The 15,447-nt window shown below is 41.2% G+C and carries 11 protein-coding genes and 1 pseudogene; 8 read left to right on the forward strand and 4 right to left on the reverse strand.

The features are described 5' to 3' along the window. Positions 1 to 22 precede the first annotated feature (22 nt). A pseudogene (gene gltS / locus PL85_RS12750) lies at positions 23 to 1,256 on the reverse strand (sodium/glutamate symporter). Between the two features lie 651 nt (positions 1,257 to 1,907). On the opposite strand from gltS, the gene PL85_RS12755 reads away from it, so the two are divergent. The 5 genes from PL85_RS12755 (at position 1,908) to sstT (ending at position 6,022) form a co-directional block, all read left to right on the forward strand. Then, the gene (locus tag PL85_RS12755) at positions 1,908 to 2,828 is read left to right on the forward strand and encodes a polyprenyl-phosphate transporter (protein WP_047688758.1); all 921 of its coding nucleotides are present in this window, start codon (positions 1,908 to 1,910) and stop codon (positions 2,826 to 2,828) included. Positions 2,829 to 2,971: 143 nt separating this feature from the next. After that, positions 2,972 to 3,400 carry a hypothetical protein gene (locus tag PL85_RS12760; RefSeq protein ID WP_115339932.1) on the forward strand — a complete coding sequence of 143 codons (429 nt, stop codon included), beginning with the start codon at positions 2,972 to 2,974 and terminating at the stop codon, positions 3,398 to 3,400. After that, positions 3,397 to 4,005: an SCO family protein gene (locus tag PL85_RS12765; protein WP_115339933.1), complete on the forward strand. Its 609-nt coding sequence runs from the start codon at positions 3,397 to 3,399 to the stop codon at positions 4,003 to 4,005. Before PL85_RS12760 ends, PL85_RS12765 begins: the two co-directional genes overlap by 4 nt. A gap of 1 nt (position 4,006) precedes the next feature. Continuing rightward, positions 4,007 to 4,450, forward strand: a complete 444-nt coding sequence (locus tag PL85_RS12770) for a copper chaperone PCu(A)C (protein WP_115339934.1) — start codon at positions 4,007 to 4,009, stop codon at positions 4,448 to 4,450. Positions 4,451 to 4,804: 354 nt separating this feature from the next. Beyond that, complete coding sequence (gene sstT / locus PL85_RS12775; RefSeq protein ID WP_026028166.1) at positions 4,805 to 6,022, forward strand: serine/threonine transporter SstT; 1,218 nt, start codon at positions 4,805 to 4,807, stop codon at positions 6,020 to 6,022. Between the two features lie 111 nt (positions 6,023 to 6,133). Here sstT and PL85_RS12780 read toward each other — a convergent pair whose 3' ends face one another. Together PL85_RS12780 and PL85_RS12785 are read right to left on the reverse strand one after the other, a co-directional pair. Further along, a complete protein-coding gene (locus PL85_RS12780) occupies positions 6,134 to 7,279 on the reverse strand; it encodes a tetratricopeptide repeat protein (RefSeq protein ID WP_019282475.1) in 1,146 nt (381 codons plus the stop codon). A gap of 345 nt (positions 7,280 to 7,624) precedes the next feature. Beyond that, the gene (locus tag PL85_RS12785) at positions 7,625 to 9,262 is read right to left on the reverse strand and encodes a glycoside hydrolase family 13 protein (protein WP_115339935.1); all 1,638 of its coding nucleotides are present in this window, start codon (positions 9,260 to 9,262) and stop codon (positions 7,625 to 7,627) included. 218 nt (positions 9,263 to 9,480) lie between these two features. Here PL85_RS12785 and PL85_RS12790 point away from each other — a divergent pair, with 218 nt between their 5' ends. From PL85_RS12790 to PL85_RS12800, 3 genes are all read left to right on the forward strand, one after another. After that, positions 9,481 to 10,398: a LysR family transcriptional regulator gene (locus tag PL85_RS12790; protein WP_013868350.1), complete on the forward strand. Its 918-nt coding sequence runs from the start codon at positions 9,481 to 9,483 to the stop codon at positions 10,396 to 10,398. 323 nt (positions 10,399 to 10,721) lie between these two features. Then, positions 10,722 to 11,900 (forward strand): maltose/maltodextrin ABC transporter substrate-binding protein MalE, encoded by a 1,179-nt coding sequence (malE, locus tag PL85_RS12795; RefSeq protein ID WP_115339936.1) that lies wholly within the window; start codon positions 10,722 to 10,724, stop codon positions 11,898 to 11,900. A 76-nt stretch (positions 11,901 to 11,976) separates the two neighbouring features. Beyond that, the gene (locus PL85_RS12800; protein ID WP_115339937.1) at positions 11,977 to 14,442 is read left to right on the forward strand and encodes an amylo-alpha-1,6-glucosidase; all 2,466 of its coding nucleotides are present in this window, start codon (positions 11,977 to 11,979) and stop codon (positions 14,440 to 14,442) included. A 148-nt stretch (positions 14,443 to 14,590) separates the two neighbouring features. Here the strand turns inward: PL85_RS12800 and PL85_RS12805 are convergent, their stop codons facing one another. Continuing rightward, the gene (locus PL85_RS12805) at positions 14,591 to 15,442 is read right to left on the reverse strand and encodes a MalM family protein (RefSeq protein WP_017045030.1); all 852 of its coding nucleotides are present in this window, start codon (positions 15,440 to 15,442) and stop codon (positions 14,591 to 14,593) included. Positions 15,443 to 15,447: the final 5 nt, after the last annotated feature.

The following is a 15,447-nucleotide window of genomic DNA, read 5'->3' on the forward strand; positions in this document are numbered from 1 at the left end:
ATTGCTTTTAACTGCATTGTTTTTAACCGAGAAACGAAATATACCCTTGTAAGATCACCAAATTCACAATATCTACAAAGAATGCCACAACGATTGGCACGACCATAAACGCTTGTGGTGATGGGCCGTATCGTGTCACTAGCGATCCCATATTCATCACAGCGGTTGGCGTTGCTCCAAGACCAAAGCCGCAGTGCCCACCAGCGATCACAGCGGCGTCATAGTTTGATCCCATCACTTTAAAAGTCACAAAATAAGCAAAAATACCCAACACGACCGATTGCACCGCTAAAATCACCAGAAATGGAACTGCCAAGTCAAAAATATTCCATAACTTTAAACTCATGAGCGCCATAGCAAGAAATAGTGATAGAGAAACGGTACCTAAGATATCAACGGTTTCAGCATCAATTTTATGAACTTTCGTCAATTCAAGTATATTGGTAATGAACACGCCGATGAAAAGCGCATAGACAAAATCGGGGATCATCAACCATTTGATTTCAAATGCACTTACCCACTGCTCTAAATATTTAGCACCAGTGACACAAATAAGAAGGATGAACAAACCCTCAATCACTTTCTTTGCGGTGACTTTATCTTCTTCATATTCATTGTACGTAACCAGCTCTGGGAACTTATCGTGCGTTTTGGTCCCTCGTCCATACTCAGATTCAAACCCGTTTTTATTAATGAGTTTTTGAGCTACTGGGCTACCGATAATCCCACCAATGATCAAACCAAAGGTCGCTGAGGCCATGGCAATTTCTAGCGTATTGCTAAGCCCATAATTGTCGTTGAATGTTTGAGCCCACGCCGCTCCCGTACCGTGTCCACCCGAGAGGGTAATAGAACCGGCGATCAACCCCATCAGTGGGTCAAGACCAAGAGCCGTCGCTAACGATACACCGACGCCATTTTGGATGATGATATAAAACGAGGCAACAGCGAGGAAAAGAAAGACTTTTGCTCCACCCTTAACCAGTTGAGTGTAATTGGCCGCAAGGCCTACGGTGCTGAAAAACATCAGCATAAAAATATTCTGCAACGGCAATGAGAACTCTAAATCTAAGCCGTAAAAATGTAGAAGAGTGATCGCGAAAGCGACAATTAAGCCACCGACGATGGGCTCAGGAATGTTGAATTTTTCCAAGATAGGCAGTTTTGCGTTAATCGTTAATAAAGTGGCCTAAAAAAAGCACGCTAATAGCGATTAAGAAAGACTCAAGGGGCCCAATTGAAATTAAATGGTGCATATAACCTCTTATTTCTGCTTCACTCATCTTCCTTAATGAGTTTGGAGATCATCAAAGAAAGCTTGATAAACTCGAAAAAAATACGATTGATCGATACGGATCATCCTTATGGATATTGTTTATTTACAATGACATACGATGTTTATTTGATGGGTTTTACGAACATATGGCCTAACTGGTTTTGCTCGGAAAACATCTTCGCTCACGGCTTTTGATTGTCATTTGCAAACTCTCATTAGACGAGCGAGGAGGCGTATCATACCTAACAGACAAAAAAAGAGCCAACCGCAATGATGCGATTGGCTTATATGTAGTGTGAACAAATTCATTCACTAACAACGTCAGTTGGCTAGGTGACCCTCGGCTTTAAGAAGGGTCGAATAGTATTATGCATGAAGTATGCCAACTAAAAAAGGTCTGCTTTTTAGCTATGCATCGCATTAATTCATCAAAATGTAGTACTTTTTCGCATTACGCAAATTGCATTATGCGAAACGAATGCAAAACAATACTCACCCAGTTGCTATAAAACAAACTAACTTTCTGCGCTTTTTCACCTTAAGCCAGCACCACTCACTCATCTTTTGTACAAGCATTTCTTAGTTATTTCATTATATACTTCCGGCACATACACTTAATCATGCAGATTCAATGAACTATTTCAGTACGTTTTTAAAAGGGATGGCCATGGGCGCCGCCGATGTTGTGCCGGGTGTTTCGGGTGGAACCATTGCATTCATCACTGGTATCTATGACACTTTGCTTGAAAGCATTCGTAGGATTAACCCGAGTTTATTGCGCATAGTCAAACGAGATGGGTTAGCCGCCGCATTTCAACATATTAATGGCTTCTTCTTGCTCGCACTGTTTGGGGGAATATTCACCAGTATCCTCTCTTTGGCTAAACTTATTTCTTGGCTGTTAGCCACGCATCCTATTCCCATTTGGTCATTCTTCTTCGGTTTAATTCTAGTTTCGGTATTCCATATTGTGAAACAAATTGAGCAATTCAAACTTTCTCGGTTGCTCTTCGCTTTGCTGGGAGTTGCGTTTGCTTACAGTATTACGGTGCTTAACCCAATGCAGATGGAACCAACAGCGCTGAACACAGTTCTAGCCGGTGCTATTGCCATCTGCGCCATGATTCTACCGGGAATTTCTGGCAGTTTTATCCTGTTGCTGATTGGTATGTACGCACCGGTACTGGGCGCGGTGAAAGAGATGCAAGCCGATATTTTGGCACTCTTTTTACTCGGATGTATTGGTGGTTTACTGAGTTTTTCTCACGTATTGTCTTGGTTACTCAAACAATTTAGAGATTTGACCTTAATTTTTCTTACGGGATTAATGATCGGCACCTTACCCAAAATCTGGCCTTGGAAAGAAACGCTCACTTGGCGAACCAATTCTCACGGCGAGCTCGTTCCTTTACTACAGCGAAACCTTTCTCCATTGGAATTTGAGTCCATCACTTCACAGCCTTCGCAACTGCTGGTAGCCATTTTATTGATGCTTTGCGCTGTTGCCCTCGTGCTTGGCTTGGAGCAATATGCAAAACATCACGATGTGTAAATCACACCGCATAGCATGAATGAGAAAAGGTGGGGAGACTCACCTTTACTATATTGATTTGTTGCACATTTTATCCATTCGTCACCACTGAAAAAAAATAGCTGTGATAATATTCGCGTTTTATAACCGCTTGGATTGTCCCCATGCACAACGCAATCAAAATCGGCGTCCTTGTTCTAGCCCTGCTAGCGGGTTACTTTAGCAGCGATATTTTCAATTGGCTCTCTTCAGCACACTCTTCTCCAGACATTAATCGATATTGCCAGTTGTCGAGTACCCCTTGCCGACAAGGAGATGTTGTCATGACATTGGCACACGATAAATCTCAACCTTTGGTGGCTAACACTCTGACCGTTGAATGGCCGCAAGCCAATGCAAGTAAACTCACACTCACACTCAATGGGCTAGAGATGGAGATGGGCACCGCTAAATATGTACTGACGCCGCAGGAAGACGGGCTCTACACAGCACAGATTGTACTCCCAGTTTGCACGACTGAAAAAATGACATGGATTGGCGAGCTCTCTGATGGTCGTACCCAAGTATTCCCGGCAATAAGGATGGAAAGATGAGTAAAAATTGGTCTCTGGCATTGGTGGTTGCGTTTGTATTAGGCTTTGGCATAAAAACCTATTGTGATACGCAGCAAAGTATGGATTTAGAGGGCGGTAATAGCTCATCTTCTGAAGTAATTTTATTTGGCAAAGCAAATCAACCCATCTCTATTTTTGATACTAAAGATGAACGCATACGTGTTGTTTACTTCGGCTTTACACGCTGCCCAGATGTCTGCCCAACATCTCTGGCTATGTTAGCAGGTGCACTCAATCAACTAGATGATGTAACCAAAGCAAAGCTGCGCCCTTTATTTATCTCTCTCGATCCAGAGCGTGACGCTGCCGATGCTTCTCATCAATACGCCCAATATTTCCACCCTATGATCGAGGGACTTTCTGCTCCTTTAGACATTACAACACCACTGGCGCATCGGTATGGCGTCATTTTCCGCAAAACCGAATTAAAGGGATCTGAACTGAAATACACATTAGATCACAGCTCCTACTTCTACTTTTTACAACCAGATGGAACATTAATCACTAAAGTTCCACACACGCTTTCACCGGCTCCCATTGTTGAAGCCATCAAAACAATAATGACGTCATCACAAGGAAAATAACATGAAGCTCAATGCTCTTTTTTTAGCAAGCCTTGCCTTTAGCCCACTTGCTTTTGCGAACACAGATATTATGGTACATCACCCTTACGCACGTGCTACCGCACCAACCGCCACCACCAGCGCAGTATTTTCTCAAATCATGAATAAAGGTGAAACGGACCGTTTCATTGTATCGGCCAGCACCGATGTGGCAGGGAAAGTTGAGTTGCATGATGTAATCACCGAAGGAGATGTGATGAAAATGCGTCAAGTCACTGAATTTAAAATTCCGGCCAAAGGGCACGTCGAACTCAAACCGGGCGGCTTACACATCATGCTTTTTGATTTGAAGAAACCATTGGTTGAAGGTGAAAAGATTGACGTACAACTGACCTTTGCCAATGGTGAGCAGCAAACCATTACTGCACCAGTAAAAAAAGTGATGAGTGGTATGGCACACCATTAAAAAGAAGAGGGTGAGCGATGTTGGCTTACCCTCTTTTATCATCGCACTAACCGCTCATTGCCCAGTTTAATGGCGAGAGCGAGACATCCCGACGAGAGGCTTATCATTCCACCACCACAAATGCTACATTTTATTTACATTTCACTCAAAATCGATTGCATTTCCACACATTGATTAATTATTTGTGCTGATTATCAATTAATTCTAGACACAATATCCCGCGTAGATATCATTACCCCCTTCAGTGGAGCTCACTGATGTCACTATAACTCTATTTGTCTACCATAACCGATGCTATGGCTTCGTAGTATTTAGGTCATGCAGGATGTAATTCGATTTATTGCAGGGATAACTATGCAAAGCAACAATATTTTCGCCCGTTTTGCGCGTGGCAATTTGGTTCTGCAAATACTCGCCGGTATCGTTCTCGGTGGGATATTAGCAACCCTTTCACCCGATGATGCGAAAAGCGTCGGCCTACTTGGCGACCTTTTCGTTGGCGCACTTAAAGCCGTAGCGCCGATCCTCGTGTTTATTTTGGTCGCCGCGTCCATCGCAAACCAAAAGAAAAACCAACACACTTATATGCGCCCAATCGTGGTGCTTTACCTTTTTGGGACCTTCACCGCCGCTCTTACTGCCGTTGTATTGAGCTTTATCTTCCCTACAACCTTAACATTGGTTGCGGGGGCAGAAGGTGCAACGCCTCCTCAAGGCATCGCTGAAGTGCTTAATACCCTGCTGTTTAAGCTGGTTGATAACCCAGTCAATGCTCTAATGAGTGCAAACTATATTGGCATTCTGGCATGGGCTGTTGGGTTGGGCTTAGCTTTACACCATGCCTCAGCAACAACTAAAGCCGTATTTGAAGATTTAAGCCACGGCGTTTCACAAATTGTGCGTTTTATTATTCGCCTAGCACCGTTTGGTATTTTCGGCTTGGTTGCATCCACGTTTGCCACGACTGGCTTTGAATCTTTGGCTGGTTATGCCAACCTTTTATTCGTATTGCTCAGTGCTATGTTGATCATCGCATTAGTTGTCAACCCAATCATTGTGTACGCGAAAACTCGCCAAAACCCGTATCCATTGGTGTTCCAGTGCTTGCGTGAAAGTGGTGTCACCGCATTTTTTACACGTTCAAGCGCCGCCAACATCCCAGTAAACATGGCATTGTGTGAGAAACTAAAACTGGATGAAGATACTTATTCAGTCTCGATTCCACTCGGTGCGACCATTAATATGGCTGGTGCCGCCATTACTATCACGGTTCTCACCCTAGCTGCAGTAAACACAGTAGGTATTGAAATTGACCTGATGACAGCCTTGCTACTGAGCATCGTTGCTGCTGTTTCTGCATGTGGCGCATCCGGTGTGGCCGGTGGTTCACTGCTGCTGATCCCGCTCGCATGTGGGCTATTTGGCATTTCAAATGACGTAGCAATGCAGGTTGTTGCCGTTGGCTTTATCATAGGCGTGATTCAAGATTCAGCTGAAACAGCGCTCAACAGCTCAACAGATGTTGTCTTCACTGCTGCGGTTTGCCAAGCTGAGCACAATAAATCAGCATAATCATTCGATATACTAAAATCGATACCAACAAAAATCCCCAGTCGATTCGCTGGGGATTTTCATTTCAGAGATTTTTTATTTACAGTGCTTAGCCACTTTATCGATCCAACATTACCTGTCCATTGAAGTATTGGAGAAATCTAATCGCGTTAGAACCTCATGATCATCAGATGGCTTGGATGACAAAAGCTCTTCGGAGGCATCCGCCACTACGCTCAATGAGAGATCGTCTTCATCAGGTAACTCCCCTTTCTCTGGGATAGGGATCCCACGTTTGTAGAGCTTGTTCAGCGCCTTAATAATTGAGTGTTTACTTACAGTACCCGCGCCGATTTTCTTCATGAGTGGTTTGGCCAACGATTGCAACCCCACAACAGAATCGACACCGATACGTGAGCCCACTTGATCTCTTAGCACCTTTGCCGGTTCAAAACCAAAATGAGCCGATAAAAATAACCAAATATAAGCAATAGCATTGCCATTTGAACCTTTATCTATCCAAGCTTCTCCTGCGTGATACATCGCCTCTACATGACCTTTTTCAGAAGCTCGCTCTAACCAATAACAAGCTTTACTGTGGTCCATTGCGACACCAACACCCTTAAGGTAATTCAAGCCTAGTTTCATCTGTCCTATCGGGCTATTTAGCTTCGCGGCTTTGGAATACCAAAATGTTGAATCCGCTGGTGATGGCGCAATATTGTCATGTGAAACACACCAATCCCCCATAAAAATCACAGCGTCGAGCAAATTCGCTTCCGCAGCCTCTTGTACTAACGAGACTCCTTTCGCAGTATTCGCTTCCACGCCACGGCCATGAATATAGGCCATGCCAGTTTCATACTTTGCGGTTAAGTTACCTTCAATGCCTGCAATACAAGTCTGCCAAAACTTCTCTTTTTCCCGCAAAATCAGATCATCTCGAAACTTTTGGCAAATCCGAACAACACCATACATTCCCGTAACATTGTCATAATTTGCCGCTTTGTCATACCAGTACATCGCCTCTTTGAGGTTGGTTCGTTCGGCTTCTTTCGCTAAATACAAAATCGTCGGCACATGGCCTGTTTCGGCCTTAAACAAGCGATCTTGTCTTTCTTGTTCACGTGATTTTTCTATCGCTTTGCGATAAGCGATTTCTCTCTCTTTTCTCTCTTCCTCTAAGCGTTTTTTGCGCAAAGAGAGCGAAAACATCCACACGAAGATGAGGATAAGTGATAACCCGGTTGCGCCTATGGCAATCCCAATAGTGCTCATTGATTCAAATCTTATTTAGCTGATTAACTTCATTATCGACCATTTTTCTCAATCTTTGAAAAAGTCTGACCACATTCATTCTGTCTCGAACCATTTAAAGCATACGAAACAGTCAAATCCGTTCATCCAAAACAGAGAGGCCACTCTATATCTAATGCTCGTGATATCTAATGCTCGTGGATTAATTAAGCCACATAGCCTTAGCACTAAGATAGTACCGTACTCTTTTCAAGAGTGTTACGCACAATCACACTAATTGAGGAATAGATTCCGATTTGGGTCAATGAATGAAAAAACGCAGCCAAATCGCTGCGTTCATTCCAGATCAAAAATGAGCCACTCACTTTACTCTCTCATCAAAACCGCGATGGAGTGATAAGGCTCGAGTACTAGGTTTTCTTCTAATTTTTCAATCTCTTGATAATTAGAGCTCAAACACTCCACCGCTCTCAATTGAAACTTTTCGGGCATTGTTAAACAAACCGTGGCCGATGAAAAATTACTGACCACGACAATTTGCTCACCTTGGTACTCGCGCACATAGCCAAACACTTGGTCATGTTCTTCAAATAAAGGCGTGAACGATCCATAGACGATGGACAGGTGTTTTTTACGCAGTGCAATTAACTTTTTATAGTGATGGTAAATCGATTGTTTATCAGCAAGCGCTTGTTCAACATTGACTTTTAGGTAGTTAGGATTCGCCTCTATCCACGGAGAACCTTGAGTAAATCCGCCGTGTTTATCCGCTGACCATTGCATTGGCGTTCGAGCGTTATCGCGGCTGTTTTGATGAATAGCATCCAGCATATGCTGATGAGAAACGCCCGATTCTGTCTTCACACGATAAAAATTTAACGTCTCGATGTCTCGGTATTGATCGAGCGAATCGAAGGCCACATTCGTCATACCAATCTCTTCGCCTTGATAAATATAAGGCGTGCCTTTCAGAAAGTGTAAGCTCGTTGCCAACATTTTCGCAGATTCAACTCGGTAGCGTTTGTCATCACCATACTTAGATACAGCGCGTGGTAGGTCATGATTATTCCAAAATAATGAATTCCAACCCTGATCGGCAAGCTCAATCTGCCACTTGGTTAATACCTGTTTAAACTGCTTAAGATCTAACGGAATAGGGTTCCATTTGTCACCATGCTCCCACGTCAAAGTGATGTGTTCAAATTGGAAAACCATCGATAACTCACGACGACTCGGCGCACTGTACAGTTTTGCAATGTCTGGTGTGGCTCCCCAAGTTTCTCCCACGGTCAGCAGATCTTGATTACCAAAGGTGGCGGCATTCATTTGCTGTAATAACGGATGCAAGCGCGGGCCATTACCAGTAATGCCCTTATCAATTTCTTTGCCAATTAAATCAATAACATCTAATCGAAAACCACCAATACCCTGTTCAATCCACCAATTCATCATGCTGTGCACTTCTTGCTGCACTTTAGGGTTTTCCCAATTCAGATCTGGCTGACGTTTAGAAAAAAGGTGGAAGTAATATTGCTGCGTTTGCTCATCCCAGTGCCAAGCACTGCCACCAAAAATTGACCCTGTATCATCCGGTACACTGCCATCCGGTTTTGCATCCCGCCAAATGTAGTAATCTCGATACGGATTGTCTCGCGATTGCTTCGCTTGTAAAAACCATTGGTGTTCATCCGATGTGTGATTAACGACAAGATCCATCACTATCTTAATATTGCGTTTTTGTGCTTCGCTCAGTAAACGCTGCATATCTTCCATGGAACCAAACTCTTGAGCTATTGCTTGGTAGTCAGAAATATCATAACCGTTATCATCCATTGGAGATTGATAAACAGGAGATAGCCAAATAACGTTAATGCCTAACTCTGCAAGGTAATCAAGCTTACTAATAATGCCATTTAAATCGCCGATACCATCGTGATTAGAATCGTAAAAACTGCGCGGGTATATTTGGTATACCACAGCGCTATGCCACCATTTGGGTTCCATGATATTGCCTTTTTGTAAATTAATTTATTGCTCATCATAATGAGAGCTGACGCAAAGTAACAATAGAACATTCCCTATATGATATAGACAATACCTATATCATAAGAAAAATCACTATAGTTAGACCTCTCTGCATGCAAAGAGATTAAAAAAACATCACCTAAAATGTGATTTATGCCAAACATGATAGCAATAAGCAGAAGACAAGATAAAACAGCATGGATAAATCCCTTCGATATTTTTTGATGGTTGCGATTGAAAATAATATTAAGCAAGCCGCAGAGAAACTGCATATCAGTCAACCATCTCTTACCACAGCAATTAAAAAGCTTGAACATGAACTTGGAGTTGAGCTATTTATTCGCCGCTCAAAAGGTGTAGAGCTCAGCGCTTATGGCAAACTATTTAGGGAGTATGTGCAGGAGCAACAAGAAAAGCAGCAACAACTGTTACATCAGTTCACCGATATGCAACAGAGACATCAAGGAAAATTAAAGCTTGGCACTGGGGAAGCGTGGTGGGAATTATTTGTTCGCGATACGGTATGCCTATATCAAAAAAACACCCCTAATTGTTCAATACATTTGGAATTTGGCAATAACCTTTCTTTGATCCATCATTTGGTGCAGGGAGATATTGACCTCTTTATTGGCCATGAAATTCAAGATCTACACGAAAGGTGTAAAGTCCATTTCCAACCTTTGTTCCGAGACCAAGAAGCATTGTTTGTATGTTCAAGCCATCCGATATTGAATACAAAAAAAAGTGATGATGAACTTCTGCTTGAACAAGCCCAATACCCTCTCATCCGCGTCACGCCGGATCATTCTCGACATCGTACAATGTTGGCTGAACATGCATCACTGGCTAAACAATATACGGAACAAAGAGAGAGTAAAAGAGCCATCTATGATGTCGATTCTTTATTTGCTAGCATAGATATATTAGAGATGGCTAACGCTGTAATGCCATATAGCGATAAAATGTGCCATTGGATGGCCAGAAGAAATATTGCAACATTAACCATCAACAAAAAGAAAAAAGGTAATGTAGGAATTTATATTAAACAAGGCATAGCTGACCCAAAAATTACCAGTTTTATTGAAATACTAACGAAGTATACCTCTTCCTTATGAAGGCTAACACCCTACTAAACAGATTATTGAAGATCAGTGTGGACTAAAGCCTTGATAACATAGGCTTCCGGCACACAAAGCGGGCATTACAACAATAGTTTTTGTTTTGGTTCACACTTTTGAAAGTAGAAAAACTCACCGTGTTATCTACCGTAGTTACATTCTATCAATATTAGAGCAATGATATTGATAGAATCTATATCAAACTCACTTTCATCTATTTCTTATTGCAAGCAAAAGCCGTTATATTTTCAACAGGACTTACACTCAAGGACTCATGCGTACCATATTCGCTTCGGGCCTAGGTAAAACAGGAAATAGTGATGAAAAATTCAATTAAGAATCTGTCTATCTGTACACTGGCCACTTTAATGGCGGCACCACTGATGGCGATGCAAGAAGGTGAAATCACCATTTGGATTAACGGTGATAAAAGTTATGATGGCTTAGCGCAAATAGGCCAACAATTTGAACAAGATACTGGAATTAAAATCATTGTTCAGCATCCAGAATCGCTTGAAGCGAAATTCCAACAGCACGCTGCAACTGGCAGTGGTCCTGATATTATTTTTTGGGCACACGATAGATTCGGTGGCTATGCAGAAGCAGGCTTGCTTCACGAAATCAAACCAAGTAAGCAATTTAAAGAAAAGTTGGTCGATTTCAGTTGGGATGCCGTTACCGTTAATGGAAAATTGGTTGGCTATCCTCTTGCTATTGAGGCCCCTTCTCTTATTTACAATAAAGATCTGTTACCAACACCGCCTAAAACTTGGGAAGAACTAGTCAGTATTCATAATACAATGGAGAAACAGGGTAAAAAAGCCATCATGTGGGATATTAAAAATGCTTACTTTACTTGGCCTGTTATTTCCTCTGGCGGTGCCTATGCTTTTGAAAAAATTGTAGGGGGTTGCAATGCCAAAAGTACCGGAGTTAATAATGAAGCAGGAATCAACGGTCTGCAGTTTTTAGTTAATATGGTTAATCAAGGTGTATTGAACCCAAACATGGATTATGCCGTCTCTGATGCTGCATTCAGCAAAGGAGAGGTGGCCATGACGATAAACGGCCCATGGTCTTGGGGTAATTTAGATAAATTAGGCATAAATTATGGCGTTGCAGAGCTGCCAACGCTAAACGGTGGCAAAGGTAATCCTTTTGTTGGCATTCTAAGTGCTGGGATTAATTCGGCCAGCCCGAATACTGATCTTGCCGTTGAGTTTTTAGAAAATTATGTCTTTCAAGATGATGCACTAAAAATCATGAATGACGATAAGCCACTTGGCGCAGTAACGTTAAAATCGTTTCAAAAAATCTTAGAACAAGATCAGCGAATCAAAGCCACTATGATTAACGCCGAAAATGGTGAAATTATGCCTAATATCCCACAGATGACAGCATACTGGTTTGCCGAAGGGGCAGCGATTGATAATGCGATGCAAGGAAAACAAGGTGTCAAAGAAGCATTAGATATGGCAGCGAAACAAATCACGAAATAATTCATCCCCAACAAGCACAATTTTCATGTTCACCTTTGGGTACAGTCTACTGTACCCCTTTTTATAGGTATCGGTCATGACTTCAAAATATAGACATTCTCAAATTACCTCAATAAACCAAACACAAACACGCCTTCTCATTTGTAAGGAGTTCACGCCGATATGTGGTGTAGAACCGAGTACACCAAGAATTGATGGCACTTTAGAGCTAGAAAATTTATTTTCAAATCTAGCAATAGAAAGTACCTCAAAATTTTCTTATGTATTCAGTGATGGCGTGGATGGATATTATCAAGGACATACCTATGGCTTCAGCTCAAGCGGTAATTACCGTCATTCTCAAGGTTGGTATTTAGGTCAATTTGCGTCATTTGTAAACGGTAACATCAATGATAAAACACAAGCCAGTAAAGCCCGCTTGATGCCTTTTGGCATTGAACATCACTATGTTGGTACATCTTCTGTAGAATGTTTGAGCTTATTACAAGGTCAACGACTTGCTTGTCTCACCATCACCTCTGAGTCCAAACAATCTCTTGCCATACTCCCTGAGCTTAATATATTAGTAAATGCAAGCAAACCTGAATGCATCGATGACGTCCTTATCTATGAAGTAAATGACGCAAATTCTGTTAGCGAAGAACCACGTTTTATTGCGATTAGCGCAAATCAATCCGTTATTGCCAAAGAAATGGCAACCGATGAATGTGCAACCACCTCTAAATTAATGGGTTTAAGTGATTCTAATGTAAAGCTGATGATTAGTTCCACTGAATCAACCCAAAAATTAGTCATTTACCTCTACTTTGAAAGCACCAAAACAGAGGCAATAAAAGGAGCTCAACTCGCAGCGCAAAACCATGCAAATATTATTTTTCAAAACAATCTGTATCGCTTTCTGACACGTAATTATCTATGGACCAACGATCTGGAGTATAACCGAGCCGTGATGTGGTCTAGATTGGCAAGTCGTACATTTGTGAACCAAGAGTTTGGTTCTGGTATATGGGCTGGTTTACCTTGGTTCAAAGACTGTTGGGGAAGGGATACGTTCATAGCCTTATCTGGGACAAGTCTCATTAATGGTCAATTTCCAGAGTCCAGAGCAATCATTGAAAATTTTGCTTCCATGCAAATGCAAGATCATACTTCAGTCAATTACGGTCGTATTCCCAATCGAGTAACGAGCAAAACGGACATAATATATAACACGACCGATGGTACGCCTTGGATGATTAGGGAGGTGATGGAATATATTAATTACAGTGGCGATATCGCTTTTGCAAAGGATATTTATCCGATTGTAAAACGATTTATTGATGGGATAGAAAGTAATTATCTTAGTGAAGATGGGTTACTAAAACATCGTCATCCCGATACCTGGATGGATGCAAAAATCAAAGGTCAAATTCCATGGTCTCCTCGCGGACCGAAAGCTAATGATATTCAAGCATTGCTATTTGAAAGCTTTCATGTTGCGGCACGTCTGGCAGAAATGAATAAAAATGATCTAGATCATCGATATTATTTAAAATTAGCTGAAAAATTAAAGATGAGTTTTATCAGAAAATTTTGGGATGAGGATAAAAAACAACTAGCTGATCATCTAAAAGAGTTCGATATACCAGATAATAGCGTACGTCCAAATCAATTAATGGTACTATCTATCCCACAGACAGAAGCCTTTCTCCCACTAGAAATTGGGCAATTTATTATTCGAAACAGCATTGATCATCTTTTATTTCCATGGGGTATTTGTTCCTTAGAGCAATATCACGAAGATTTTCACCCCTACCATGATAATCGCTCTGAGTACCATAAAGATGCGGCATACCATAACGGTACGATTTGGGGTTGGAACGCTGGTTTTACCGTCAGTGCATTAACAAGTTTTAGCAAGCAAGATTTGGCTTTTCAATTATCCAAAAACTTAGCCAAACAAATTTTGCAGCAAGGACATCGTGGCACAATGAGTGAAAACCTCGATGCTTATCAACATGATGAAGACAATTTGATAGAAACAGGTACCTATGCTCAAGCCTGGTCTGTTTCAGAATATGCACGAAATGCTCAACAAGATTACCTAGGCTTTAAACCAGAATTGTCGAAAAATAAGATTAATCTTTCACCGAAACTACCGTCATGCTGGACAAGCTTTAGTGCGACCCTCCCATATGGTCAAGATGAGAATTTATACTTCAACTGGCAATGCCACGATGGTAAGGCTAGTTATATGATCAATCCACGATACCTGAGGGCTGATCTCATATTGAATCTCATATTGGAGTTGGGGAATTATCAAATAAATATTGAGTGCGACTTAACAAAAAAAGTGGAAATAATACTAGATGTAAACACTGATGACATTAAATTCAACAGAAATGATATTATTGTAAAAAAAGTAGTGGCTCCATCTTATCCTGAACTCTCTAAATTAAAGTTCACTTATCCCAATTGGCATTTAACGCATAATTCTTTAAAGCAGAACGACTACCTTCAAACCAAGCGTCATAGTCAAAACTTACAAAAGGCAGTTGATTAGTATAACCACAGCTCCTTCATCATCAATGAAGGAGCTTATATATCAGAAACCACACCATTCAATGCCCATCAGGGATATAGAAATCTAGGATAAGAATCATCCATAGAAACGATGAAATACCAATATAACGCTTACCTTAAATTTTTAATTATTTGGCATTAACGGCTTTAATAAATGCTTGCTGAGCACCATCAACATTCAACATTTTCGCTTCATCTAATAAGCTTAGAGCTTTTGCTACATCACCAGTATTGACGGCATTTTCAATAGCTGATATGTAATATTTTTTCGTTTCTATCTGCACAACTACTGCTACTGCCGCTGCAGTTTGTTCTGATGCTGGCTTTTCAATTTTCCTCTTTGTTTGATGAGACTGTAAAGATAATGTCTTGATTTCTAGTTTAAATTGACCAAAGTGGGATGATATATATGTAGGGTCCGTGACCATTGGCATCGCTTCACCAAGATCTTTAGCTCTAACCTTCGCTGGATGATCGACCTTGATTGTTTTCCCAAAATATTGCTCTGGAGAGTAAATAATAAAATAAGGTGTCTGCTTAGAGTCTACCTGAACGTTTACATAATATTGTGTTCTTGTAAAAGCATCCGAGGTTTTAATTTTAAATTGTGATAAATCAATTTCAGAAACAATATTGAACGTCTGATCTAACATAATTAATTTTGGCAAAAATACTGCTTTATCAAACATGTAGCTACTAAGCTGTATTTGCACTTTTGCTGAACGTTGAGGGAGCTGAAAAGCATTAAAATAGCTATTGCCATCTGTAAAGTGGCCAATAGGGGCACTTTCATCAATATCAAACTCGATACTTTCATTGCTTTGTAGCTCAATCCAAGGAAAGTCAGCATAATTATTACAGCATACTTTTGCGTATGAGATAGCCTCAGTAGACGAAAGGTTTGAGGTAGATGGAACTGAACTACAGGCAGTCAAAGCTGCTCCGAGGATAAGGGTCATTAATGATTTTTTATTATTCATCGTTA

The organism is Vibrio anguillarum, assembly GCF_001989995.2.
GTDB lineage: Bacteria > Pseudomonadota > Gammaproteobacteria > Enterobacterales > Vibrionaceae > Vibrio > Vibrio anguillarum.

Excerpts from the sequence above, each read along its gene's own strand:
- PL85_RS12755 (WP_047688758.1), top strand. The coding sequence starts at position 1,908 with ATGAACTATTTCAGTACGTTTTTAAAAGGGATGGCCATGGGCGCCGCC.
- PL85_RS12760 (WP_115339932.1), top strand. The coding sequence starts at position 2,972 with ATGCACAACGCAATCAAAATCGGCGTCCTTGTTCTAGCCCTGCTAGCG.
- PL85_RS12765 (WP_115339933.1), top strand. The coding sequence starts at position 3,397 with ATGAGTAAAAATTGGTCTCTGGCATTGGTGGTTGCGTTTGTATTAGGC.
- PL85_RS12770 (WP_115339934.1), top strand. The coding sequence starts at position 4,007 with ATGAAGCTCAATGCTCTTTTTTTAGCAAGCCTTGCCTTTAGCCCACTT.
- sstT (WP_026028166.1), top strand. The coding sequence starts at position 4,805 with ATGCAAAGCAACAATATTTTCGCCCGTTTTGCGCGTGGCAATTTGGTT.
- PL85_RS12780 (WP_019282475.1), bottom strand. The coding sequence starts at position 7,279 with ATGAGCACTATTGGGATTGCCATAGGCGCAACCGGGTTATCACTTATC.
- PL85_RS12785 (WP_115339935.1), bottom strand. The coding sequence starts at position 9,262 with ATGGAACCCAAATGGTGGCATAGCGCTGTGGTATACCAAATATACCCG.
- PL85_RS12790 (WP_013868350.1), top strand. The coding sequence starts at position 9,481 with ATGGATAAATCCCTTCGATATTTTTTGATGGTTGCGATTGAAAATAAT.
- malE (WP_115339936.1), top strand. The coding sequence starts at position 10,722 with ATGAAAAATTCAATTAAGAATCTGTCTATCTGTACACTGGCCACTTTA.
- PL85_RS12800 (WP_115339937.1), top strand. The coding sequence starts at position 11,977 with ATGACTTCAAAATATAGACATTCTCAAATTACCTCAATAAACCAAACA.
- PL85_RS12805 (WP_017045030.1), bottom strand. The coding sequence starts at position 15,442 with ATGAATAATAAAAAATCATTAATGACCCTTATCCTCGGAGCAGCTTTG.